This is a genomic window from Nitrincola iocasae (assembly GCF_008727795.1).
Lineage (GTDB): Bacteria > Pseudomonadota > Gammaproteobacteria > Pseudomonadales > Balneatricaceae > Nitrincola > Nitrincola iocasae.
The window spans coordinates 2,349,799-2,374,124 of the sequence record NZ_CP044222.1 but is presented as its reverse complement, the minus strand read 5'-3'; the positions used below and the strand labels follow the sequence as shown (position 1 = coordinate 2,374,124).

Below are 24,326 nucleotides of genomic sequence, written 5' to 3'. Positions count from 1 at the left end.
CAGGATACCGGAAACCGATGAGTCGATTACAAAAACGTTTTGAAAACTTGCGTGCCAGTGGTCGCAAAGCGCTGATTCCTTTTGTTACAGCGGGTGATCCGAATCCTGATGTAACCCTGCCGCTGATGCATGCCCTGGTGAAAGCCGGTGCTGATGTTATTGAGCTGGGAGTGCCTTTTTCAGATCCAATGGCCGATGGTCCGGTGATTCAGTTAGCCTGTGAGCGTGCGCTGGTGCATGGCGTGCGTTTGCTGGATGTTATCGCCATGGTGGCTGAATTCAGAAAAACAGATACTGACACACCTGTGGTGCTGATGGGATATCTGAATCCGATTGAAGCCATAGGCTATGAGAATTTTGCTGACCATGCGGTCGCCGCCGGTGTGGATGGTGTATTAACTGTCGATCTGCCACCCGAAGAATCGCATGACACCAGTCGTATGTTTACTGAAAAAGGGCTGGATACCATCTATTTGATGTCGCCAGCCACCTCGGATGCACGTTTGCGCCAGATTTGCGCCTTGGGCAGCGGTTATCTGTATTATGTTTCAGTTAAGGGTGTAACTGGCTCGGCGGCACTGAATGTTGGTGAAGTTGCTGCTAAAATAGATCACGTCAGAAGTATGACTGATATCCCCTTGGCAGTGGGCTTCGGTATTCGTGACCCTGAGTCAGCAAAAGCCATAGCCTCCGTGTCAGATGGGGTGATTGTCGGTAGTGTGCTGGTTAACCGGATTGCTGAGCTGGCCGAAACACCGGAACAGATACCTGAACAGGTTGGCCAGTTGATTGCGGCAATGCGATCAGCCATGGATGCCTGAAACCAAATTTAAAACCGGAAATGTGATTAACGATGAGTAGCTGGCTGGATAAAATTGTTCCTTCTCTGGTAAAACGCACAGAACGTAGACACAGCAGTGTGCCTGAAGGACTGTGGGAAAAGTGTCCCAAGTGTGATTCTGTACTTTACAAGCCGGAACTGGATAAAAATCTGAACGTCTGCCCGAAATGTGACCACCACATGCGCATTGGTGCCCGACGTCGTCTGGATCTGTTCCTTGATCCCGATAACCGTGCTGAAATTGGTGCAGAGGTGTTGCCGGTTGATCGTCTTAAGTTCAGGGATTCGAAAAAGTACAAAGACCGCCTGACCGCTGCCGAAAAAGACACCGGCGAAACCGATGCACTGGTCGCCATGCGTGGTACTTTGGAAGGCTCACCCGTTGTGGCTGTGGCCTTTGAGTTCCGTTTTATGGGCGGCTCTATGGGCGCAGTGGTTGGTGAGCGCTTCGTTCGTGCGGCTCATCTGGCATTGGAAGAGCGCATACCACTGATTTGCTTTTCCGCGTCAGGCGGCGCACGTATGCAGGAAGCACTGATTTCGCTGATGCAGATGGCTAAAACCAGTGCCGCATTGGAAAAAATGCGTCAGGCTGGTGTGCCCTATATCTCAGTGCTAACCGATCCGGTGTATGGGGGAGTTTCGGCAAGTCTGGCGATGTTGGGTGATCTGAATATAGCTGAGCCTAATGCGCTGATCGGTTTTGCCGGTCCTCGAGTGATCGAACAGACCGTGCGTGAAAAGTTGCCTGAAGGGTTTCAGCGCAGTGAGTTTCTGTTGGAGCATGGTCAGGTGGATATGATCATTAAGCGCAGTGAAATGCGCACCCGTCTGGCCTCTTTGCTGGGTAAATTGACCGGTGTTTCAACCGCGTGCCTGATACCAGCTAACGCTGACCAGCCAGTCGCTGAAAAGCCAGAACTCTGATTCGGGGCGTCGGCGTGTCACAACTACAACCCACCACTGATGCCAGTCTGGATCAGTGGTTAAGCTATATTGAAGCCTGTCATCCAGCCGAAATCGAACTGGGTCTTGAACGTATGCGTCAAGTTGCTGGTCGGTTACCCCTCGATCTTAGTGGTAGCTTTAAGGTTGTTGTGGCGGGTACTAATGGCAAAGGCACCAGTATTCGTATGCTAGAGTCGATCCTGCAACAGGCGGGATTGAAGGTCGGCACTTACACTTCACCGCATTTTCTGCGCTACAACGAACGCATAACCCTGTGTGGACAAGCGGTAGACGACGCGTTGATCTGCGCGGCATTTGTACAGGTGGAAGCGGCACGCCAAGGGGTGCCGCTGACCTATTTTGAATATGGCACTCTCGCCGCGCTGATCATTTTCAGTGACACTGTACCGGATGTGCTGTTGCTGGAGATAGGGTTGGGTGGGCGACTGGATTCGGTGAATCTGGTGGATGCGGATGTCGCGCTGGTAACCACCATTGCCCTGGATCATACCGATTGGCTAGGGCCGGATCGTGAATCGATAGGTTTTGAAAAAGCAGGTATTTTTCGTGCAGGTTGTCTGGCTGTGTGTGGTGATCCGCATCCCCCTGCGAGCTTGTTGAAGCATGCTGCCAAGCTGTCTGTTGATCTGCGAACTAACGGACAGGCCTACCATTACAGCCTGGATGCGGACAGTCTCTGGACCTGGCAGGGGCAGGACCTGGCAGGGCACACCCAGGTGTTGTCATTGTTGCCGCGCCCAAGTTTGCCTGTACAGAATGCGGCGGCTGTATTGCAGGTGTTGCAGTTGATGCCTTTTACCATTGACAAGCAACAGCTGTCAGCGGGTCTGATCAATGCGCAATTAACTGGTCGAATGCAGACTGCATGCTTGGCCGGTTTCCCTTGTATCCTGGACGTGGCGCATAACGCGGAAGCGGCTACCTATCTGGCGAGCAGGCTGAGTCAGCAAGCCGTGTCACCCACGCACCTGTTATTGGGAATGTTGGCTGACAAAGATATGCTGAGTGTTTGTGAAGCCCTGCTGCCAGTTGTTGACCACTGGCACCTGGCTACACTGAGTAACCCCAGAGGTGCCAGTGCTGCTCAACTGAAACAGATACTCAACAAGCTTGGTGTCGCTTCTACATCAATGGCAGAATATGGCAGTGTCGATACAGCGCTGACAGCGTTGCCGTCACAACTCACCGCTGCATCGCGTTTGGTGATAGCTGGCTCTTTTTTTACAGTAACGGATGCGTTAAAAACAGTTGAGTGGAGCGATGGACATCAGGGATAATTTAAAACAGCGTTTGATTGGCGCCGTGGTTCTACTGTTAATAGGTATTGCGTTTTTTCCATTGGTTTTCAATGCGGCGGGCTATGAAGAGCGTAAGTTAGAATCTCGTATTCCAGCCGCTCCCGAAGTGGCCCGGGTGGTGCAGACTGAGATGCCGCCTCCTGTCAAAATTGAACAGACTCCAGTTGCACCGGTTACAGAAACTCCGGTGGTGTCTGCACCGGTTGCCGAAATAACTGAATCACTGGAAGCGTTGCGTCCCAGTCTAAATCCTGCTGAAGAAGCGCCGACACTGGATGCTGATCAGGTTCCCGCAGCCTGGGCATTGCAGTTAGCCAGTTTTCGCCAGGAATCCAATGCCCGTGAGCTGAGGGCGCGACTTATCGATGCTGGATACCGCGTCTATATTCGTCATGGTGAAGATGTGGTTAGGGTCTTTGTCGGACCGGAGATGCAACGTGGGCGCCTGGAAGAACTGAAGCTGCTACTGCAACAGGAATATGGTTTGGAAGGCATGATTGTGCGGTTTACCACGCAATAGTCAAACAATGAATACAGGCTGGGTTGAAGGCGCTTGATAATGAACTGGGCAGATTGGGTCATTTTGGCAATTGTACTCATTTCATCGGTGATGAGTTTACGCCGCGGTTTTATCCGCGAAGCTGTCTCATTGATAACTTGGGTGGCTGCTTTTATTGTCGGCCGTCTATTTTATCAAGTACTGGCAGAGATCATTGCAGGTTATTTTGATGCCGCTCCATCAGTGCACCAGTTGGTAGCATTTCTTATTTTGTTTATCGCGACGTTGATCGTTGGTAATTTGATTGGCAGTCTGATCAGTTCGCTGGTCAAAATAACTGGCCTTTCTGCCACTGACCGCGTTCTGGGCGTGGGGTTCGGGGCTTTGCGCGGCGGTCTGGTCGTTGTGATTATGCTGGTGTTGTTGAAAATGACCCCAGCTACACAGGATCCTTGGTGGAATGACTCCGTGTTGATTCCACATTTTTTGGTTATGGAAACCTGGTCACGGGATATGGCCAGAGATGTTGGACAGATGATCTGGAGCGCAGGAAGCTGATATTCAGTAAACCTAACAAATTATCACCTCAGAGGTTGAATTCATGTGCGGTATAGTTGGCATTTTTGCCAGAAGCTACGTTAACCAGACTCTTTTTGATGCCTTGACTGTGTTGCAGCACCGTGGGCAGGATGCGGCAGGTATCGTTACATCTGAAGGAAATCGCTTTTTCATGCGTAAGGATAACGGCCTGGTCAACGAAGTGTTTCGGACTCGCCACATGAAGCGGCTGGTGGGCAACCTGGGCATAGGGCATGTGCGTTATCCGACAGCTGGCAGCTCCAGTTCGGCTGAAGCTCAGCCTTTTTATGTTAACTCTCCTTATGGTATAGCGCTGGCACACAATGGCAATCTGACCAATGCTGAGCAGCTGGCTGATGATATTTTTCGTGCCGATCTGCGCCACATCAATACCACTTCTGATTCTGAAGTGTTGCTCAATGTGTTTGCGCATGAGTTGCAGCAACTGGGTAAACTGAACCCTTCGCCTGAGGATATTTTTGCGGCAGTAGCCAAAGTGCATCAGCGTTGTCAGGGTGGCTATGCGGTTGTGGCGATTATTACTGGCTACGGCGTGCTGGCATTCCGTGATCCGCATGGTATTCGTCCGTTGGTCTATGGCCAGCGTATAGTGAATGGTCAGGCTGAATACATGGTCGCCTCAGAGAGTGTTGCTTTGGATACCTCCGGATTTGCAAAGGTCCGCGATATTGTTCCGGGTGAAGCCATTTTTATTGATCGTGATGGTGGCTTGCACCTGCAACAGTGTACGCAGCAGCAGATGCTGGCTCCGTGTTTGTTTGAGTATGTATACCTGGCACGGCCTGACTCCATTATTGATGGGGTATCGGTGCATGAATCCCGCATGCTGATGGGGGTGCGTCTGGCAGAAAAGGTTCTGAAAGAGATGCCCAATCACGATATCGATGTGGTCATTCCGATTCCGGATACCAGCCGCACGTCAGCCTTGGAGATGGCCCATACCCTGGGTGTTACCTTTCGTGAAGGTTTTATCAAGAATCGCTATATTGGCCGCACCTTTATTATGCCGGGACAGACTCAGCGCAAAAAATCGGTGCGTCAGAAGTTGAACCCCATCGCCAGTGAATTTAAAGATAAGGTGGTGATGCTGGTCGACGACTCAATTGTGCGCGGTACAACTTCCAAGCAGATCATTGAAATGGCGCGTGATGCCGGAGCCCGCAAGGTGTATTTTGCCTCAGCGGCACCCGAAGTGCGTTTTCCCAATGTCTATGGTATCGATATGCCCACGGCTTCTGAATTGGTTGCCCATGGGCGCACGGCTAAAGAAGTTGGAGACTATATCGGTTGTGACTGGATGCTTTATCAGGACCTGGATGACCTGAAATCCTGTGTTACACAGTTGAACCCAGCGATTACAGCCTTCGATACCTGTGTGTTTGATGGTCAGTATGTCACAGGTACGGTGGACCGGGCCTATCTGGATCGTCTTGAGCAAAAACGTAGTGATGATGCCAAAAATCCGCTGAATAACGCCGATCCTGATGCCGATATCGACAGTGATACATCAGCCGATCTGCACACCCGAATAGAATGAGGAGCTGTTAATGTCTAAGGGATTTGAGCGTAATGAGCGTATCCAGTTTTCTCGCCAAGACTGCGCACTGGATACACTCGCCGTACGTGCCGGTCAGTGGCGAACCGATGAAGGTGAACATGGAGACCCCATCTTCACCACATCCAGCTTTGTGTTTTCCAGTGCCCGTGAAGCCGCCGCGCGTTTCGGTGGTGAGGAGCCAGGCAATATTTATTCCCGTTTTACTAACCCGACGGTGCGTGCTTTTGAACAGCGTATTGCCGCGATGGAAGGCGGGGAGCGTGCTGTTGCTACAGCCTCGGGTATGGCGGCAATCCTGAGTCTTGGGTTGGCCTTGCTGAAATGTGGTGATCATGTCGTCTGTTCACGCAGCGTATTTGGTTCTACTGTTTCGCTGTTCGATAAGTACTTCAGTCGTGCTGGTATTCAGACCAGTTTTGTCGACCCGACGGACCTGAGCGCCTGGAAAACAACGATTCGACCCGAGACTCGCTTGCTGTTTCTGGAGACACCTTCCAACCCGCTGGCAGAACTGACGGATATAGCCGCGGTGGCAGAAATTGCCCATGTACATAATGCCTTATTGGTGGTGGATAACTGCTTTTTGACTCCGGCATTGCAACGTCCATTAGCGCTGGGCGCGGATGTGGTGATGCATTCAGCCACCAAGTACCTTGACGGGCAAGGACGCTGTGTTGGTGGTGTGTTGGTTGGGCGTGATAAAGAGATGGAAGAGGTATTCGGATTTATCCGTACCGGTGGCAGTTGCATGAGTCCGTTTAATGCCTGGGTATTTATGAAGGGGCTGGAAACCCTGCCGTTGCGCATGCGCGCGCACAGTGAAAGTGCTCTAACTCTGGCGCATTGGCTACAGCAGCAGCCAGGTATACGTAAAGTCTATTACTCCGGCTTACCAGATCATCCACAGCATGCGCTGGCCTGTCGTCAGCAGCAAGGCTTTGGTGGTGTGCTGGCTTTTGAAGTTGACGGTGATCGTGATGCTGCCTGGCGTTTTATTGATGCCACTGAGGTGGTGTCTATAACCGGTAATTTGGGCGATGTTAAAACCACTATTACCCATCCGGATACGACTACGCATGGACGTATGACGGCAGCCGAAAAAGCCCAGGCCGGTATCCGCGATAACCTGATCCGTCTCTCCGTGGGTCTGGAGTCGGTTAAAGATCTGCAGGATGATCTGCGCAGAGGGTTGGCAGCACTTTGACAAACGCTGTGCTATGAGCCGTTTATACCTGGCACCCATGGAAGGCGTGCTGGATTATACGCTGCGCGATCTACTCACCTCTGTACCGGGCATAGACCAATGTGTCACCGAGTTTATCCGGGTGACAGATAGACTGCTGCCTTCCACCGTTTTTTACCGTATGGCTCCTGAGCTGCATCAACAGGGTTGCACTCGTTCGGGAGTTCCTGTGTATTTGCAATTGCTCGGTAATCACCCGTCACTCATGGCTGATAATGCCGCCAAAGCGGCAGAGTTGGGTGCTCCTGGCATCGATCTGAACTTTGGTTGTCCAGCCAAAACGGTGAATAAAAGTCGTGGGGGCGCGGTGCTGTTAACCGAGCCTGATCTGTTGCATGAGATCGTTGCCGCGGTACGTCGAACGGTTCCCGCCAGTATTCCTGTGACGGCTAAAATGCGCCTGGGCTATGTGGATAAAGCCTTGGCGATAGAAAATGCGCAGGCCATCGAAGCTGCCGGTGCATCAACCTTGACGATACATGCCAGAACTAAACTGGAAGGTTATAAACCGCCCGCACACTGGGAGTGGATAGCGCGTATCCGTGAACAGGTGACGCTGCATCTGGTGGCTAATGGTGAAGTCTGGAATGCTGAAGATTATCAGCGCTGCCGACATGTTTCAGGCTGCGATGATGTGATGCTGGGGCGCGGTATACTGAGTAACCCTTTCCTGGCAGAGACCTTGTCTGGCCAGGCTGCAGCCATGTCCCACGCTGATGCCTGGCAGCGGCTCTTACCGATGTTAGAGACTTATCACCGCCAGGTGATTGATAAAGTATCTGAGCGTCATGTTCATGGACGCATCAAGCAATGGTTAAACATGCTGCAGTGGTACTTTCCCCAGGCTCAGACGCTATTCGCCGAGATACGCTGTGAACGTGATCCGCTAGTGATATTGCAGCACATTATACAGCAGCAGATGCTGATGGCTTAAGTGAGCTGAGCGCGGGGGATCATTCACTCTCAAGCAGACGTCGTTGCTGCTCAAGTTGTTGCTGCTCTTGCCATGCCTCATACATTTCTTCATCACTGGGTTGGGTGATTGCCGAATACCAAACGGGTGAAGTTCCGAGTAAAAATCCGGTGACGGCCAGAGCAATGCCCAGCGTCTTGAGTTTTGGTTTGATCGACAGGCCGACCAACACAATAATCACACCGATAAAGTGCAGCACATAGGTGCTGAATGAAGACAATTCCATGGTGAAAAATCCTTAACTGCGTTCGCGGGATGACAGAAAATCTTCAATATCATTAGTGATTTTAACATCGGTTCGCGGTGCGGGAATAGTAAAGTCGTACACTTGTTGCCATTCAGTCGAGTCGGGAGTGCGTTCCCACACAGTTCCGGCGTTATACTGCACCAGTTCGGGTAGGGCAGGGTCCAACTGGCAAATTTTTTCCAAAGGTACAGGGATCAAATTTAGCTGTTCATCGGTCAGGAACTCTTCGGTTTCGTAACCGGTAAACATGCGCCAACCGGTATCATTTAAGTGTTCGGGTACCGTTTTATACATAAAACGTACAGGTAGTTTTTCATCAAATACCAATTTTGAAACCAGCGCCAGAAAACCATTCTTGGTTTGAGCGGTTTCATAGCCCGGTTCTGGTGCTGTATCAGGATTCAGGGGTTTCATAGAGTCCTCATTATATAAAAAACCCCGGCAAAAGCCGGGGTCTCGGTATGGCTCAACGCTTAGTTTAGCGTCAGACCGCGGCTGTTGGAATCACAGAAGCGGCTTTATCAACATACTTTTCCATCTGATCGAAGTTCAGGTAGCGGTAAATTTCACCGGCCATACTATCGATTTTGTTGGCATAGGCCATGTACTCATCAACGCTCGGAAGTTTACCTTCCAGTGCGGCAACAGCGGCCAATTCAGCCGATGCCAGATAGACATTAGCACCATTACCCAGACGGTTAGGGAAGTTGCGCGTTGAGGTGGACACAACAGTCGCCTTGTCAGCCACACGTGCCTGGTTACCCATACACAGTGAGCAGCCCGGCATTTCCATACGTGCTCCAGCTTTACCAAAGATGCTGTAGTAGCCTTCTTCAGTTAACTGTGCCTGATCCATCTTGGTCGGTGGCGAGATCCACATCCGGGTCGGGATAGTCTTACCTGAGGCTTCCAGTAATTTACCTGCTGCACGGAAGTGACCGATGTTGGTCATACAGGAGCCGATAAATACTTCGTCGATTTTATCTCCGGCAACATCAGACAGCAGACGGGCATCGTCAGGGTCGTTTGGTGCGCAGAGGATAGGCTCTTTGATTTCAGCCAGATCGATTTCAATTACGGTGTGGTAATCAGCATCTTTGTCGGCACGCATCAATGATGGGTTAGCCAGCCACTCTTCCATGCCTTTGATACGACGCTCGATGGTGCGTGTATCACCGTAGCCTTCAGACTGCATCCATTTCAGCATGACGATGTTAGAGCGCAGGTATTCAGCTACTGAATCTTCAGACATGTTGATGGTGCAGCCAGCCGCTGAACGCTCAGCTGATGCATCCGATAGTTCAAACGCCTGCTCAACGGTCAGATCTTCCAAGCCTTCAATTTCTAAGATACGGCCAGAGAAAACGTTTTTCTTGCCGGCTTTGGCAACGGTCAGGTGACCTTCTTTGATGGCATAGTAAGGAATAGCATGTACCAGATCACGCAGGGTGATACCGGCATTACGCTTACCTTTGAAACGCACCAGAACTGACTCAGGCATGTCCAGAGGCATCACACCGGTTGCCGCCGCAAATGCCACCAGGCCGGAACCTGCAGGGAAAGAGATCCCCAGCGGGAAGCGGGTGTGAGAATCGCCACCGGTACCGACTGTGTCAGGTAGCAGCATACGGTTCAGCCAGGAGTGAATAATACCGTCACCTGGGCGCAACGCAACACCACCACGATTCATAATGAAATCAGGTAACGTGTGGTGTGTACTCACATCAACGGGCTTAGGATAAGCTGCTGTGTGGCAGAATGACTGCATAACCAGGTCTGCAGAGAAACCTAAACAGGCCAGATCTTTCAGTTCATCGCGGGTCATAGGACCGGTGGTGTCCTGTGAGCCAACGGTAGTCATTCGAGGTTCGCAGGAGGTGCCAGGACGTATGCCGTCAACACCACAGGCTTTACCGACCATTTTCTGTGCAAGCGTAAAGCCTTTGCTGGACTCGGCTGGCTGCTCTGGGGTGCGGAACAGGTCAACCGGGGGCAAACCGAGAACTTCACGAGCTTTCTGGGTCAGACCGCGACCAATGATCAAAGGAATACGGCCACCGGCACGTACTTCATCCAGCAGCATCTGGGTTTTCAGTTCAAAACGGCACAGCTCTTCACCGGTTTCATGGTTTTTGGCCACACCTTCATAAGGATAGATGTCGACGACATCACCCATATTCATTTTTTCCACATCCATTTCGATCGGCAGGGCGCCAGCATCTTCCATGGTATTGTAGAAAATCGGTGCAATCTTTCCGCCAAAGCAGAAGCCGCCTGCACGCTTGTTGGGGATGTTTGGCATATCATCACCAAAGAACCACAGTACGGAGTTAGTAGCCGACTTGCGTGACGAGCCAGTACCTACTACGTCACCGACGTAAGCGACCGGGAAGCCTTTGGCTTTAACCGCTTCAATCTGTTTCAACGGACCGGTAACACCTGGATCTACCGGCTCAATACCTTCACGTTCCATTTTCAGCATGGCATTGGCATGCAGTGGAATATCCGGACGTGACCAGGCATCAGGGGCGGGTGACAGATCATCGGTATTGGTTTCACCAGGAACTTTGAATACAGTTACCGTGATTTTTTCAGGCACTTCTGGCTTGGAGGTAAACCACTCGCCAGCGGCCCAGGAGGCCATCACGTCTTTAGCAAAACTGTTGCCAGCGTCGGCTTTCTCCTGAACATCATGGAATGCATCAAACATCAGCAAGGTATGCGACAGTGCTTTGGCAGCAATAGCGGCCAGCTTGTCGTTATCCAGTGCAGCAATCAGCGGCTGGATGTTATAGCCACCGAGCATGGTGCCCAGCAGTTCAACGGCTTTTTCTGGTGTGATCAGAGGCGATGTTGCTTCGCCCTTGGCGATGGCATCGAGAAATCCGGCCTTAACATAAGCGGCCTGGTCCACCCCTGCAGGTACACGATTGCTCAACAGATCAAGAAGGAACTCTTCCTCACCTGCTGGTGGGTTTTTCACCAGCTCAACCAGCGCGGCAGTCTGCTCTGGATCCAGTGGTTTGGGTGGGATGCCTTCTAAGGCACGTTCTTCTACATGTTTACGGTAAGCTTCAAGCACGATATAGCCCTCATCTGTTGTCACTACCGAACATCGGCAAAGCATCAGCCGATGTCGTTTCGAATTTGTTATCGAATGGTGATTGGCGCTGTGAATTCTAGCTTATAGGGGGGGTAAAGTTAAGTTTTGTCGACAATCTATGGGTTATACTTTGGATAAAGATGACGGCAGAAAAGCCTGTTTTGAGTCTGCAAGTTGACGCGAATCAAGTAAATGTTGATATATGATTGCAAGGTTTTCTGGTGGTGCGTATAAATAGATTTAGCGTTATTACGTCCATGAGGCTGTAGACATGAATACACTAAATGTACCTGTATCTGATTCTGACAGATTTGCTGAAAAGTTGCAGATCTGTTTTGAGCTGCAAAAGAGCCGTTCGCTGATTTGTGAACATGCCGATTCAGAGCTAGGATTGTGTTATTCGTCACGTTATATCAGCGCGGTGCCTAAACACCTGAGAACCCATATACGTAGGATCTATTTTGCTATACGTAAAGGCGATTCTGGACGACTGACTGGCGCGCTTATTGACTTGTTTCTGGTATTGCGTGGAAAAGGCCGTGCTTTGGTTAATCGAGTAATTGATCAGGCAGAACCCTTATTGGATAAATCAACTTTGAGCGCTTTGAGAAAATTTGCGGATACGTCTGACTTTCGTTTTATCCGCAACCTGCCGTTGCAGTACTCAGTACTGGTGAATGGCAGCTTGTCCATATCACCACAATGCTTTAATCCTGCTCAGTTTGAAGAATGTGCATAAGGAACTCTGTCCGTGGCGATTCAACAACCATATAAAATCGGGCTATCGGGCTTTGGTCAATCAGAGCAAACCATGCTGGAGCTTTTTTTCAATAGCCGGCATCAAAAAGTGTTTGATCTGACTCAGCCTGATAAAGCTGATGTGTTGCTGGTGGATCTGTCCGGTACAACCGGTGAAATGCAGTATTTGAAATTGCTGCGACAGCACCCCGCTTGTGCCGGACTTCCTGGCATTGCCCTGACTGAAGGGGGGGATGTGCCTCAAGGTTTCATCGAGCTGAAGCGCCCACTGACGTTGAATGGTCTGTCTGCTGAACTCGAAAATTTGACTCGTTTGTTGCAGCGGGATGATCCAGTAGCACCGGTGGCATCAGATAGAGATACCGTATTTGCCGAATGGCAGGCGCGCAAGCAGGCGGGTTTGGATGCAATGCGGAAATGGAATAAAGGCAAGCAGCTGTCTGATTCAGGCAAGACCTTGTTTCCTTTGGATCGTCATGGTGTGCAAGAAGTTATATCAAAAGCACATTTGGTGATGGCGCACCGTCGCCACGAAAATACAGAGAAAACTACGCCAACAGCTGCCGTGAATGAACCAACTGAAGCGATCGATACCCGTGTTGCTGAAACACCAGTGGCGGCAAAACCAGGTATGAAGCCAGCTGTTGAGCAGATCACTGAAAAAGTGGAAGAAAAACGTCCTGATCAAGACAGTACCAATGATTATTGCGGTCATCTCCCGGATCAGGATCTGAATGAGCCCAGTGGATTACGGCGTGTGCGTTTCAATATGGAAAGTAGTCTGTTGCCTTGGGTGGTTCTGGCCGTTAAAACGGGTCGTCAGAGTAAACAGGCACAACAGGTATCTGGTTTACCGGGTGTATTGATTTATCTGCCAGAGGCTGACTGCTTTTACTGTGATTTGGATGCCGACCTATTGCTACATATGGCCAGAGCAAGATTTGGTCTGGATGAGCTTTTTCTGACAAGGTTGGAGCCTTCAACCTATGTGCTTGGTGAAAGCAGTCGGCATATTGCGGCTGAACAGTTGTTATGGAAGCTGGCGTTACTGACTTCCCGTGGTCGTATTCCGGAAACTATCGATCTTAATAAACCGGTTCAACTCATACGCAAACCGGATTTTTCTGTGTTTGAGTTGACGCCACATGCCAGAACGCTGGCGGAACTTTGGTTCAGCAAACGCCTCAGTCCTCGGCAAATGCTATCTGAGTTGGCTGTGCCGCAACGTTATGTATTTACTTTTTTAGTGGCAGCGGATGCTGTTGGATTTTTTAACCCTTAGCAGCGATGGTCTGCACCCCATCTGGAATGAAATCGGAGTTCGACTGTGAATCAAGACCAGAGTGAAGTTACAGAGTTTTTTCAGGTGACCCCCAGTGGCTCGTACTATGCGACCTTGAGTCCGGAAGTGGATGAGCGTCGAGCTTTGTTGTTACAGCTCCTCAGTGCGGACACACATGTGCCTTACTTCCCGGCAGTACTGAAAAAATTGACGGGCTATAGTGAAAAAGAGGCCCAGGAGTTAATGAGCTGGCTGATGGAAAGAGGTTTTCTGCAGCTCACCACGGAACCTGAAGCGGTGCCGGCTGGTTCAATCGAGCAACTGCTGCCAGAGTATCTGCCGCAGTTGGCAGAGGGGCGCGTGCTGCTCGCTGATGAGCAAGGCTTCTGTCTGGGGCAGTCAGGTTATGCTGATGAAGAAGCTGAAGCCCTGGCAGCACTGTCTGCTGACATAGTATTGATGCACGAACGCCATCAACGTCTGCTGCGGGAACACCTGGGTTTCAATAGTGTATCTTGGGGGCTGCTGGATGCAGCAGGCCACAGTGAACTGGGCTTCTGGACTCTACATGTGGGTCATCAGAAGTTTCTATTGGTTCTGGAGGGGATGCCAACACTGAACCGTCAGTCCTTTGTCAATCTGCTTTCGGTGCTTATGCGCCGTTATCTGGATTACTGAAATAAACGGAAAAATTCAACTGCGACATTTGTGCTAACGGCGTAAAGGAGATAACGATGCGCTCAGAAATGCTTACTTCCATTCTTAATGATCTGAACAGTACTTCGGCTGAGATTGAAGCATCTGCGGTGATTTCTACGGATGGTCTGATGATCGATTCAATGCTACCTGCGTCTATGGACGAAGATAGTGTAGGTGCCATGAGTGCAGCAATGCTGTCATTGGGTGAACGTACTGCTCAGGAATTGGCACGTGGGGAGCTGGAACAAGTCCTGGTTAAGGGCAAGGCTGGCTATATTTTGATGACTCACGCAAACAAGGATTCAGTATTGACGGTTGTCGCAAAAACAAACGCGCGTCTCGGACTAATCTTCCTGGATGTGAAACGTGCTGCGGAAGCTATCGGTAAGATTCTGTAAGTCATACAGTAGCGCCTCTGAATAGAGGCCTGCTGAGTTCAGCGGGGGAGATGAACTATGTCAGAACAAGATACCGGTCAGGTACGGGAAGCGTTGATTCGATATTATGATGGAACGGAACGTATGGCCACCATCGTGGATAAGGAAGTACCTTATCCCGATGGTAAGCTAATTGTATCCAGAACCGACCCGCAGGGTATTATAACCCATGCAAATCAGGCTTTTGTGGATATGTCCGGATACAGTCGTGAAGAATTGATTGGTGTGAATCATTATATTCTTCGTCACCCGGATATGCCTGCTGTGGCGTTTAAGGGCTTGTGGGACACCGTAGCTGAAGGTAAGAAGTGGCAAGGCTTTGTAAAGAATCTGCGCAAAGATGGCACCTATTACTGGGTTAAAGCGACGGTTATTCCCAATATGCGAAATGGTGAACTGGTTGGATATACCTCGGTAAGACGCAAGCCTTCCCGAAGTAAAATTCGTGAAAGTGAAGCCCTCTACGCAACACTGATGTGAAGGAGTTGTGCATGCCCCTAAATCTAACAGTGAGTCCGGATTTTGCACCGGATCATATATCCGGATGGTTCTATTTTAATACCTACCTGCAGCGTAAGCTGGGTATTCCTATTCATCTTGAACTCTATGACAGCTTTGACAAGCAGCGGGCAGATATTCGGGCTGGCAAGGTCGATTTGATCTATGCTAATCCCTATGATGCCTCGATGCTGGTGAGAGAGTTAGGCTTTAAAGCCTTGATGAAACCTGCTCACAAAGCCGATGAGACAGTCATTGCTGTGTCCGTATCTTCAGCGATTGATAAAGTTGAAAACATACAACCAGGCAGTGTGATTGCGACCACAGATGATCCTGACGTGCACACCATGGGAATGATCATGTTGGAGTCGGCCGATCTGGATGCGGACAATATCACTATCAAAACGCTGAAAAACTATGTGTTGGTGGCAAAGAACTTGCTTAAGGGCGAGGCAGATGCCGGCTTCTTTCTTAAGCAGGCCTATAATGAACTTTCAGAGTTAATTCGCAGTGAAATGAAACCCCTGGTCAGCAGTCAGATTGACGTTATCCATCATGTATTGTTGGCGGGGCCGTCATTCAAAGAGCACGAATCGATGCTGAAAACTGTTTTGTTAGATATGCAGGCTGACGAGAAAGGGCGAGGTGTGTTGCAGAATATGGGCCTGGTCGGTTGGGAGTTGATGAGCGAAGAAGATAGCGAGTTCATGATTGACTTGATTGACACGCTGATTGACTGATTGAACTATTATCTGAACACGGGGGAGATTTGTTCTGGTCTCCCGTGTTCAGGATCTAATCCACTGTGAAATAGATACCCTGTTGATGTATCCTTACACTCTCTAACCTGAAGAGGGTGTTGTTGTCTTGCCCTCACTTTTTACCTGCTTTTAATCTGGTTAAATAGACTGCATGGATACTGAACAACTTAAATCACAAGTTTTTGAACTGGCTGATGAGCAATTGCTCTCAGGTAGTTTTCCACAAGCCGAAGTGCTGGCAGAAGAGTTAACGAGTCCACTGGAAGAGATCAGCAGTATACTTTCCCAGTGGCGTAACGAGTTACCGCAGCGTGTGGTGGTGACTGACCGTGATCTGAAAATGCCAGGTATGCCGGATACCTTGGCGCAGTCCTTTGTGCGTATCTGGCATCAAGCGGTGCAGGAAGCTCAGTCGCGTGTATCTCTGACCCGACAGCGCACAGATATTGGCGTTGAAGTCGAGAAGCGTAGTACCGATGAGGCTCTGCAGAGATCTCAGCATTTACATCAGGAGATGGAAGCCCGTTACCGTGAGCAAACCTTCAAGCTTGAAGAAAGCTATGAGCATGTTAAAGCGCTGGATGCTGAAATCACGGTATTAAAAACCAATTTATCCAGTGAAACTAATATCCGTAAAAAAGAGGAAAAAGCCCGTTCAACACTGGAACATGAGCTTGCGCAGCTGAGAAAAGCGCATGAAGATGCCCGGCGTACGTTTGATCAACGGCTCAAAGATGAGCAGCGGCATATGCTTGAGACGTTAGCCAAAGAAGAAGTGGACACCCGATACTATCGCAATGCATTGGAAAAAGTTCGCGAAGAAGCGGGTAAAAAAGAGTCTGAACTCACTCGCGAGATTCATGACCTCCAGGCACGCATGGCACGCAAAGATGTTAAGAATGAAACGCTGAAATCACAGCTTAAAAGTCAGGAAACCGAGTTGTTGAAAATGCGTCAGGAAGGCGCGGTATTGCAGCGTGACATGACTAAAATGAACAGCCAGTTACTTGCTGAACTTAACAAAACCAAACGACTTGAAACTAAGCTTAAGGAATTACAGGAAGATATTCGGCGCAATAATCAAAAGAATATTTCCTATACCAACGAAGCCGCCAAGCGTGACAATTTGTTGCGTGCGCAGTTGATGGAAAAAGAGGAAATGTTGGTTAGGGCTGAAGCAAAAATCAACTCACTTGAAAAACGTCTGATTAGTGGTGATGAAGAGATTCGCAGACTTAACTCGCGGTTCTGAGCAGTGATTATTGTTGTATTGGCGAAGCTGACGTATTTTGTTATTCTCTGTAGTTATATAAAAATGAAAATTCCTTACTCGGGTATAGATAAATGAAACTTCAGCAACTCAGGTACATCTGGGAAGTCGCCAAACATGATCTTAATGTATCGGCTACAGCACAAAGTCTGTATACCTCTCAACCAGGTATCAGTAAACAGGTGCGTTTGCTTGAGGATGAGCTAGGTGTTGAGGTTTTTGCTCGCAGTGGTAAGCATTTGACCCGGGTAACCCCCGCGGGTGAAGCCATCCTGCAGATCGCCGGTGAAATTTTGCAGAAAGTTGACAGCATTCGCCAAGTGGCACAGGAGTTCAGTGACGAGCGCAAGGGCAGTTTGAGTCTGGCTACAACGCATACCCAGGCACGCTATGCACTGCCACCTACTATCAATCAGTTTATTAAAATGTACCCAGATGTATCCTTGCATATGCATCAGGGTACACCGATGCAGATTTCCGAGATGGCGGCAGATGGTGAAGTGGATTTTGCCATCGCTACTGAAGCACTGGCGCATTTTCCTGATCTGATCATGATGCCTTGCTATCACTGGAACCGTTCCGTTGTTGTACCTAAAGATCATCCACTGGCGCAAGTGGGCGAACTGACACTGGAAGAGCTTGCCAAGCACCCCATTGTTACCTATGTATTTGGTTTTACCGGGCGCTCAAAGCTTGATGAAGCCTTCATTAACAAAGGACTGGAACCTAAGGTGGTGTTTACGGCTGTGGATTCTGATGTGATCAAAACCTATGTTCGTTTGGGCTTGGGTGTCGGTATCATCGCGACGATGGCCGTGGAGCCAGAGCATGACAGTGATCTGGTCGCGCTGGAAGCTTCTCATCTGTTTGAAGCCAGCACCACGCGTATCGGCTTCAGAAAAGGCACTTATCTGCGCGGCTATATGTATGACTTTATTCGTTTGTTTGCACCGCACCTGACGCTTGATATGGTTGAGAAGGTGCAGGCTTGCAGCAATCGCCATGAGGTAGATGATTTGTTTAAGGACATCTCTTTGCCTCAGCATTAATTACTTACTCAACTCTGTACTGGAGACCTTGCATGGAACTGGCCTGTCTTGATCTTGAAGGCGTCTTAATTCCCGAAATCTGGATCGCGTTTGCCGAAGAGACTGGCATTGACGCGCTGAAAGCCACTACACGGGATATTCCCGATTATGATGAGCTGATGCAGCAGCGTTTGCGAATCCTGGATGAGCAGGGTTTCACTCTGACACAAATACAGGATACCATCAGTCGACTAAAACCACTGGAAGGTGCGGTGGAATTTGTAGACTGGCTGCGGGAACGCTTTCAACTGGTCATTTTGTCAGATACCTTTTATGAGTTTGCTCAGCCATTGATGCGTCAACTGGGCTTTCCAGCCCTGCTTTGTCATAAGTTGAATGTTGATGATACTGGACGCATAACGGGTTATACCTTGCGACAGCGCGATCCTAAACGTCAGTCAGTGCGCGCTTTTCAATTGCTTAATTACCGGGTGATTGCGGCAGGTGATTCCTATAACGACACTACCATGTTGACTCAGGCTGAGGCAGGCATTCTGTTTCATGCGCCTGAAAATGTTATTCGTGAGTTTCCGCAGTTCCCGGCTGTACATAATTATGGCGACCTGAAGAAAGCCTTCCTGGCCGCCAGTAATAGGGAGTTAACCCTGTAAACACGGTAGTAGTTTGTCAGGCAGATTACACTTTGAATCTGTCTGACAATTGATGTAGCGAGTTAGCTACTTGTCTTAAATCGGCGGCTCTATTACCAGTTTCACCCGCCTGATCAGTTAAACTATCAGCCAATATTTTGATCTGTTCCGTATTACTGCTGATTTCCGTGGTTACAGCATTCTGTTCTTCCACTGCACTGGCAATCTGTATAGCCATTTCGCTGATTGTTCCACTGGCTTCATCAATCGTTTGCAGTTGTTGTTCAGCGCTTTCGACATTGATGCGAGCTTGCTTTTGGCTCTGTCCCATCAGTGAAACGGCCTTGTGAGTAGCGCTTTGCAGTTCGGTAATCATGCCGCGAATATCATCCGTCGCTTTATGACTGCGTTGCGACAGAGTGCACACCTCATCTGCAACTACAGCAAAGCCACACGTCCTTGATCGCCTGCTCGGGCCGCTTCAATGGCTGCATTTAATGCCAGCAGGTTAGTCTGTTCGGCAATGCCCTGAATGTTGTCCAGAATACTGCTGATGCTCTGCACCTGTTGCTCAACCGTGTTAATAGCATCTGTGCTGTCGGAAATCTGCCGAGTTAGCATTTCACCACTGGCTGTTCCAGCATAAACCAGATCGAATTGTCCGGCATCGCGTGCATAGGTCAGAAACTTTTCGGCCTCTACACGTTGGGTTGGAAGTTCACGACTCAGACTGACAACCAAGTCAGATTTTGCCGCCAGCCAGCCGTTGGCAAAGGTTTTGGCGTTGCGTAGGGTGTTGTGAATTTCACTTTGGACCGCTTGATTGACTTCACTGTTCAGCAGGCGGTGTGCCAAGGTACTGAGTGCCAATAGAGAAAGAATAAGTAGCAGTAGCATGGAACTAAGCAGTTTGGATTGAAAACTGAGTTTCATCAAGAGGACTCCGGATTGAAAAAAGGCTAAACAGGCAAACCTCTGCCACTTGATTCATCCTTGCCTTACAAACTGAATCAGCGCGCAAAAAAAAACTGCGTTTGAACCAGCGGTGCACGGAACTTATAACAAAGTATAGAAGTATATCTGAAGTTATGAGTAGAAATGATGACAGAATTCTACTCAATCAATATTTGTGGGTTTTCTCTAATGTTTTAAGTAGGTTGTTGACCTTGCTGAAAGTTTCAGCATATTCCGCATCGATATTTGAGTCGGCAACTATGCCGCCTCCTGCCCAGCAATGAATCTGGTTTGCGCTACAGACCAGCGTACGGATGGTGATACTGCTGTCCATTCTGCCGCAAGCACTGATGTACGCAATCGATCCACAGTAAGCAGAGCGTCGGTGAGGCTCCAGTTCCTCAATGATTTCCATTGCGCGTATTTTCGGGGCACCAGTGATGGAGCCACCGGGGAAGCATTCACGCAGTAAATCCAGGGGCGTGAAGCCATCTTCCAACTGGCCGGTGACACTGCTGACCAGATGGTGAACGTTGGGATAGCTTTCCAGTGCAAATAACTCAGGTACATCAACACTGCCAGGCTGACACACTTTGCTCAGATCATTACGCAGCAGATCCACGATCATGACATTCTCTGCACGGTCTTTGTCAGAGTTGATCAGCTCGGCGGCCAGTCGTGCATCCTCATCGCTGTTAGCACCACGCGGGCGGGTTCCTTTGATTGGGCGGGTTTCCACCTGCCCGGTGTTATCGCAACTGAGAAAGCGTTCGGGAGACAGCGACAAGAGTGCACCCTGATCCAGATCCAGATAAGCTGCAAAAGGTGTGGGTGCCACCTGGCGCAGGCTTTTCCAGGCTTGCCAGGGATCGCCTTGACAGGCGGCAGAGAAGCGTTGTGCCAAATTGATTTGGTAACAATCACCAGCCTGAATATAAGCGTGAATGCGTTCAAGGGCATGACGGTAGTCTGCAGCATTCATATTGCTGCTGAAAGGCTCAACTAAGCAGAAGGGAACTGTATCTGCTTTGATAATAGAAGGTGCGTCTGTGGCAAGGCGAGACAGAAAAGCCTCGGTAATAGCCTCATCAGCAAGATTATGCACCATTAACCAGCTTTTACCCTGTTGGTGGTCGATGATAACTGCCTGGAGATACAGGCCTATTACCATGTGGGGCAAATCGATATCAGCTACGGCCTCAGATGGGAGAAGCTCAAGATGCCGGTTTAGGTCATAACTGAAATAACCAATAAGCCCGCCATTGAAGGGTGCTGGTTGATCCTTTAAGTCACCTAATTCAGCTACCCAGTGCTTGAGCAAAGAAAAAGCTTCCTCGGTGCTGGGCTGCCAGCTTGATTCACCCTCACGTATCTCAAGCCCCTGTGTCGTCAACTGTAAGGTTTTCGACGGTGCCGCGGTAATCAGGTCAAAGCGACCGTAACGGCTGTCTGGATGACAGCTATCCAAAATGACGGTCTGACCGAGCGAGCGCAGTTGCTCAAAAACCTGGCTAGCTTTTAGTGGATAGGGGAGAGGGTAATGGCTGATCACTGTCGACACCGGCGAATAAAAACGCAGATTCTACCTGTCTGCGAAGTAGCTGGCGAGTCTGTTCAGCACAGATCCAAACATGCATTTCTGGTGTGGCTGAAATCCCTGTTTGGTTGCAAGGCTAGTGAATCAACCAGAGCCGTGTCAGCGGTGACCCTATTAGCCACATTATTCAGTATACTTTTGTCTAGTGTTGACATATTTAGCCAAAAACTCTGTTGACGCGGTGATTTTGGCTCGGTAAGGTTGCTTTAAATAAATATTGTCGACAATTTTAAAGGGTTGCTATGTCGAACAAAGATAATATTCTACCTCTCGAACCCATTACCCGCACCTTGGCTGATCGGGTCTGTCAACAGATCGTCACGGCCATAGTGAAGGGTGAGCTTCCTGCAGGTTACAAAATTAGTGAGCCGGAATTGGCGCGTATGTACGGTATCAGCCGTGGACCTTTGCGTGAAGCCATACGTCGCCTGGAAGGGTTGCGCCTGATTGAGCGTAAAGCGCATGTGGGTGCTCGGGTGGTTAAGCTCTCAGCAAATGAGTTGATCGAAATCTATCATGTCCGTGAAGCACTGGAAGGCATGGCCTGTCGTCTGGCCGCACAAAACATGACAGATGCTGAGATCGCTTCACTGAAGGGGCTGCTGGATCAGCATGAGCTTTCAGTGGAAGAAGAAGCCTGGAGCTCTTACTTCCAGAAAGAGGGCGACCTTGATTTTCACTACCGTATTGTCCAGGGCAGCAAAAATGCCAAGCTGTTAGAGCTGCTGGGCGCTGACCTTTACCACCTGGTACGCATGTACCGTTATCAGTTCAGTGTTTCCAGCTCCAGACCCAAGCGGGCACTGAAAGAGCATCGACAGATCATTGATGCGATTGAGTCCCGTGATCCGGAGTTGGCTGAGTTGCTGATGCGTCGACATATCAGTTCTGCACGTCGCAATATTGAAAACAAACTGAACAAAGTGTCCGAAACTAAAGGGGAAAAAAATGGCTAATAAACTGACTGCAGGCGCGCGTTTTCGCAAAGCACTGGCTGAGAACCAACCGCTGCAGATTGTTGGTACCATCAATGCCTATCATGCAATGATGGCAACGCGTGTCGGTCATCAGGCTATCTACTTGTCTGGTGGCGGTGTTGCAAATGCCTCCTACGGCCTGCCTGATCTGGGTATGACCTCTATGAATGACGTATTGGAAGATGTACGCCGCATTACCAGTGCCGTTGAAACGCCCTTGCTGGTCGATATTGATACAGGTTGGGGTGGTGCATTCAATATGGCCCGTACGGTTAAAGAGATGATTAAAGCCGGTGCGGCGGCAGTACATCTGGAAGACCAGGTGGCGCAGAAACGTTGTGGCCATCGTCCGAATAAAGAAATTGTTTCCCTGGCTGAAATGGTGGACCGCGTTAAAGCGGCTGTAGATGCGCGTACCGATGATGATTTTTTCATTATTGCTCGCACCGATGCTTTCCAAATGGAAGGACTGGAACCCGCTGTTGAGCGTGCTCAGGCCTGTCTGGAAGCCGGTGCTGACGGTATATTCGCTGAAGCGGTGCATACGCTGGAAGATTATAAAGCCTTTGCTCAGGGTATTAACGGTGCACACTTGTTGGCCAATATCACTGAGTTTGGCGCAACACCGTTGTTTAACAAACAGGAACTGGCCGAAAACGGTGCCTCTATGGTGCTTTACCCCTTGTCAGCTTTCCGCGCAGCCAACCAGGCCGCCTTGAATGTATTCCAGCATCTGCTGGATGATGGCGATCAAAAAGCCGTTGTCGATACTATGCAGACGCGTATGGATCTGTACGATTTTCTTAACTATCACGATTTTGAACAGAAGCTTGATCAGTTGTTTGCTCAGGGCAAAAACAAGTAAGCCGATTCAAACGAGGAGATACTTTAATGGCTGAAGCTAAAAAGCTCACCGGCGCTGGTCTGCGTGGCCAGTCAGCAGGCACGACCGCACTCTGTACCGTGGGTCAATCCGGATCAGGTCTGACCTACCGTGGTTATGATATTCATGAGCTGGCAGAAAAATCCACCTTTGAAGAAGTGGCTTACCTGTTGCTCAAAGGCAAACTGCCGAATCAGGCGGAGCTGGATGCTTATATTGCCAAGCTCAAAACCCTGCGTGCTTTACCGGATGCACTGAAAGTTGTACTGGAGCAGATCCCTAAAGATGCACATCCGATGGATGTCATGCGTACTGGCTGTTCCATGCTGGGTAACCTGGAAACCGAAGAGAGCTTTGACGAGCAGCAGGATGCCACTGATCGCTTACTGGCACTGTTTCCATCGATTATCTGTTACTGGTACCGCTTCACCCATGATGGGGTGCGTATTGACACAGTAACCGACGATAACTCAGTCGGTGGCCACTTCCTGCATTTGCTGCGCGATGAAAAGCCCAGTGAGTTGCATGCACGTGTTATGAACGTATCGCTGATTCTTTATGCCGAGCATGAGTTCAATGCCTCGACCTTTACCGCGCGCGTGTGCGCATCTACCTTATCGGATCTGCACAGCTGCATTACCGGTGCCATAGGCTCCTTGCGCGGTCCGTTGCACGGCGGTGCCAATGAAGCCGCAATGGACATGATTGAAGATTGGAAGTCACCCGACGAAGCCGAAGCTGAAGTGATGGGCATGCTGGCGCGCAAAGACAAGATTATGGGCTTTGGCCATGCTGTTTACAGCACCTCCGATCCACGTAATGGCATTATTAAACAGTGGTCTGAAAAACTGTCTAAAGATGTCGGTGATACTGTGCTGTTCCCGGTATCTGAGCGCGTTGAAGCGGTGATGTGGCGTGAGAAGAAACTCTTCTGTAATGCCGACTTCTTCCATGCCAGTGCTTACCATTTTATGGGAATCCCGACTAAGCTGTTTACACCCATTTTTGTTTGCTCACGCCTGACAGGTTGGGCGGCGCATGTGTTCGAACAGCGAGCTAATAACCGTATTATTCGTCCAAGTGCTGACTATAACGGCCCTGAGCCACGTCCGGTAACACCGATTGAAGAACGCGACTGATCACTGAGCGGGCGTGGCTGTAATGGTCACGCCCTGATTATGTTGTTGAATTCCCTGATAC

General features: G+C 49.7%; 26 protein-coding genes. 20 read left to right on the top strand and 6 right to left on the bottom strand.

From position 1 onward, the window contains the following. Positions 1–17 precede the first annotated feature (17 nt). Genes trpA through F5I99_RS10910 form a run of 8 tightly spaced genes read left to right on the top strand, consistent with a single transcriptional unit; the run spans position 18 to position 7,942 of the window. Positions 18–821: a tryptophan synthase subunit alpha gene (gene trpA / locus F5I99_RS10945; RefSeq protein ID WP_151055953.1), complete on the top strand. Its 804-nt coding sequence runs from the start codon at positions 18–20 to the stop codon at positions 819–821. Between the two features lie 32 nt (positions 822–853). Continuing rightward, on the top strand, positions 854–1,768 hold the full coding sequence (accD, locus tag F5I99_RS10940) for an acetyl-CoA carboxylase, carboxyltransferase subunit beta (RefSeq protein WP_151055951.1): 915 nt from the start codon (positions 854–856) through the stop codon (positions 1,766–1,768). A 14-nt stretch (positions 1,769–1,782) separates the two neighbouring features. Next, positions 1,783–3,087, top strand: coding sequence for a bifunctional tetrahydrofolate synthase/dihydrofolate synthase (gene folC, locus F5I99_RS10935; protein WP_151055948.1), 1,305 nt, complete (start codon positions 1,783–1,785; stop codon positions 3,085–3,087). Further along, positions 3,071–3,628 carry an SPOR domain-containing protein gene (locus tag F5I99_RS10930; RefSeq protein WP_151055946.1) on the top strand — a complete coding sequence of 186 codons (558 nt, stop codon included), beginning with the start codon at positions 3,071–3,073 and terminating at the stop codon, positions 3,626–3,628. Before folC ends, F5I99_RS10930 begins: the two co-directional genes overlap by 17 nt. A 39-nt stretch (positions 3,629–3,667) precedes the next feature. Beyond that, a complete protein-coding gene (locus tag F5I99_RS10925; RefSeq protein ID WP_151055944.1) occupies positions 3,668–4,165 on the top strand; it encodes a CvpA family protein in 498 nt (165 codons plus the stop codon). A 43-nt stretch (positions 4,166–4,208) separates the two neighbouring features. After that, complete coding sequence (gene purF / locus F5I99_RS10920; RefSeq protein ID WP_151055942.1) at positions 4,209–5,744, top strand: amidophosphoribosyltransferase; 1,536 nt, start codon at positions 4,209–4,211, stop codon at positions 5,742–5,744. 10 nt (positions 5,745–5,754) lie between these two features. Next, positions 5,755–6,969 carry an O-succinylhomoserine sulfhydrylase gene (locus tag F5I99_RS10915; RefSeq protein WP_151055940.1) on the top strand — a complete coding sequence of 405 codons (1,215 nt, stop codon included), beginning with the start codon at positions 5,755–5,757 and terminating at the stop codon, positions 6,967–6,969. A 13-nt stretch (positions 6,970–6,982) separates the two neighbouring features. Next, positions 6,983–7,942: a tRNA dihydrouridine synthase gene (locus F5I99_RS10910; RefSeq protein ID WP_225307377.1), complete on the top strand. Its 960-nt coding sequence runs from the start codon at positions 6,983–6,985 to the stop codon at positions 7,940–7,942. Positions 7,943–7,961: 19 nt separating this feature from the next. Here the strand turns inward: F5I99_RS10910 and F5I99_RS10905 are convergent, their stop codons facing one another. The 3 genes from F5I99_RS10905 to acnB all read right to left on the bottom strand — a co-directional run bounded on the left by F5I99_RS10905 (position 7,962) and on the right by acnB (position 11,310). Continuing rightward, entirely contained in the window at positions 7,962–8,207 is a 246-nt protein-coding gene (locus tag F5I99_RS10905) for a hypothetical protein (RefSeq protein ID WP_151055938.1), read from the bottom strand. 12 nt (positions 8,208–8,219) lie between these two features. Beyond that, a complete protein-coding gene (locus F5I99_RS10900) occupies positions 8,220–8,642 on the bottom strand; it encodes a DUF2185 domain-containing protein (protein WP_151055936.1) in 423 nt (140 codons plus the stop codon). Between the two features lie 70 nt (positions 8,643–8,712). Then, complete coding sequence (gene acnB, locus F5I99_RS10895; protein WP_151059106.1) at positions 8,713–11,310, bottom strand: bifunctional aconitate hydratase 2/2-methylisocitrate dehydratase; 2,598 nt, start codon at positions 11,308–11,310, stop codon at positions 8,713–8,715. Between the two features lie 292 nt (positions 11,311–11,602). Between acnB and F5I99_RS10890 the strand changes: the two genes are divergently transcribed. The 9 genes from F5I99_RS10890 (at position 11,603) to thrH (ending at position 18,736) form a co-directional block, all read left to right on the top strand. Continuing rightward, positions 11,603–12,070: a hypothetical protein gene (locus F5I99_RS10890; RefSeq protein ID WP_151055934.1), complete on the top strand. Its 468-nt coding sequence runs from the start codon at positions 11,603–11,605 to the stop codon at positions 12,068–12,070. A 12-nt stretch (positions 12,071–12,082) separates the two neighbouring features. Continuing rightward, on the top strand, positions 12,083–13,372 hold the full coding sequence (locus F5I99_RS10885; RefSeq protein ID WP_151055932.1) for a hypothetical protein: 1,290 nt from the start codon (positions 12,083–12,085) through the stop codon (positions 13,370–13,372). A gap of 45 nt (positions 13,373–13,417) precedes the next feature. Continuing rightward, the gene (locus tag F5I99_RS10880; RefSeq protein WP_225307376.1) at positions 13,418–14,050 is read left to right on the top strand and encodes a hypothetical protein; all 633 of its coding nucleotides are present in this window, start codon (positions 13,418–13,420) and stop codon (positions 14,048–14,050) included. A gap of 56 nt (positions 14,051–14,106) precedes the next feature. Beyond that, positions 14,107–14,469 (top strand): roadblock/LC7 domain-containing protein, encoded by a 363-nt coding sequence (locus tag F5I99_RS10875; protein ID WP_036521896.1) that lies wholly within the window; start codon positions 14,107–14,109, stop codon positions 14,467–14,469. A 57-nt stretch (positions 14,470–14,526) separates the two neighbouring features. Then, entirely contained in the window at positions 14,527–14,988 is a 462-nt protein-coding gene (locus tag F5I99_RS10870) for a PAS domain-containing protein (RefSeq protein ID WP_036521899.1), read from the top strand. Between the two features lie 11 nt (positions 14,989–14,999). Beyond that, complete coding sequence (locus F5I99_RS10865) at positions 15,000–15,746, top strand: PhnD/SsuA/transferrin family substrate-binding protein (protein ID WP_151055930.1); 747 nt, start codon at positions 15,000–15,002, stop codon at positions 15,744–15,746. A gap of 172 nt (positions 15,747–15,918) precedes the next feature. Next, positions 15,919–17,019: a DNA-binding protein gene (locus tag F5I99_RS10860; RefSeq protein ID WP_151055928.1), complete on the top strand. Its 1,101-nt coding sequence runs from the start codon at positions 15,919–15,921 to the stop codon at positions 17,017–17,019. A gap of 92 nt (positions 17,020–17,111) precedes the next feature. Beyond that, a complete protein-coding gene (gene cysB, locus F5I99_RS10855) occupies positions 17,112–18,086 on the top strand; it encodes an HTH-type transcriptional regulator CysB (protein WP_151055926.1) in 975 nt (324 codons plus the stop codon). Positions 18,087–18,118: 32 nt separating this feature from the next. Then, complete coding sequence (gene thrH / locus F5I99_RS10850; RefSeq protein ID WP_151055924.1) at positions 18,119–18,736, top strand: bifunctional phosphoserine phosphatase/homoserine phosphotransferase ThrH; 618 nt, start codon at positions 18,119–18,121, stop codon at positions 18,734–18,736. A 25-nt stretch (positions 18,737–18,761) separates the two neighbouring features. On the opposite strand, the gene F5I99_RS19640 is transcribed toward thrH, so the two are convergent. The 3 genes from F5I99_RS19640 to pabB all read right to left on the bottom strand — a co-directional run bounded on the left by F5I99_RS19640 (position 18,762) and on the right by pabB (position 21,221). Then, entirely contained in the window at positions 18,762–19,142 is a 381-nt protein-coding gene (locus tag F5I99_RS19640) for a methyl-accepting chemotaxis protein (protein WP_151055922.1), read from the bottom strand. An 11-nt stretch (positions 19,143–19,153) separates the two neighbouring features. Beyond that, the gene (locus tag F5I99_RS19840; RefSeq protein WP_151055920.1) at positions 19,154–19,648 is read right to left on the bottom strand and encodes a methyl-accepting chemotaxis protein; all 495 of its coding nucleotides are present in this window, start codon (positions 19,646–19,648) and stop codon (positions 19,154–19,156) included. 187 nt (positions 19,649–19,835) lie between these two features. After that, entirely contained in the window at positions 19,836–21,221 is a 1,386-nt protein-coding gene (gene pabB, locus F5I99_RS10835; protein WP_151055918.1) for an aminodeoxychorismate synthase component I, read from the bottom strand. Between the two features lie 287 nt (positions 21,222–21,508). On the opposite strand from pabB, the gene F5I99_RS10830 reads away from it, so the two are divergent. Genes F5I99_RS10830 through prpC form a run of 3 tightly spaced genes read left to right on the top strand, consistent with a single transcriptional unit; the run spans position 21,509 to position 24,265 of the window. After that, entirely contained in the window at positions 21,509–22,222 is a 714-nt protein-coding gene (locus F5I99_RS10830) for a GntR family transcriptional regulator (RefSeq protein ID WP_151055916.1), read from the top strand. After that, complete coding sequence (gene prpB / locus F5I99_RS10825) at positions 22,215–23,108, top strand: methylisocitrate lyase (RefSeq protein WP_151055914.1); 894 nt, start codon at positions 22,215–22,217, stop codon at positions 23,106–23,108. The genes F5I99_RS10830 and prpB overlap by 8 nt, the downstream gene beginning before the upstream one ends. Before the next feature lie 26 nt (positions 23,109–23,134). After that, entirely contained in the window at positions 23,135–24,265 is a 1,131-nt protein-coding gene (gene prpC, locus F5I99_RS10820; protein WP_151055912.1) for a bifunctional 2-methylcitrate synthase/citrate synthase, read from the top strand. The last annotated feature ends 61 nt before the right edge of the window (positions 24,266–24,326 follow it).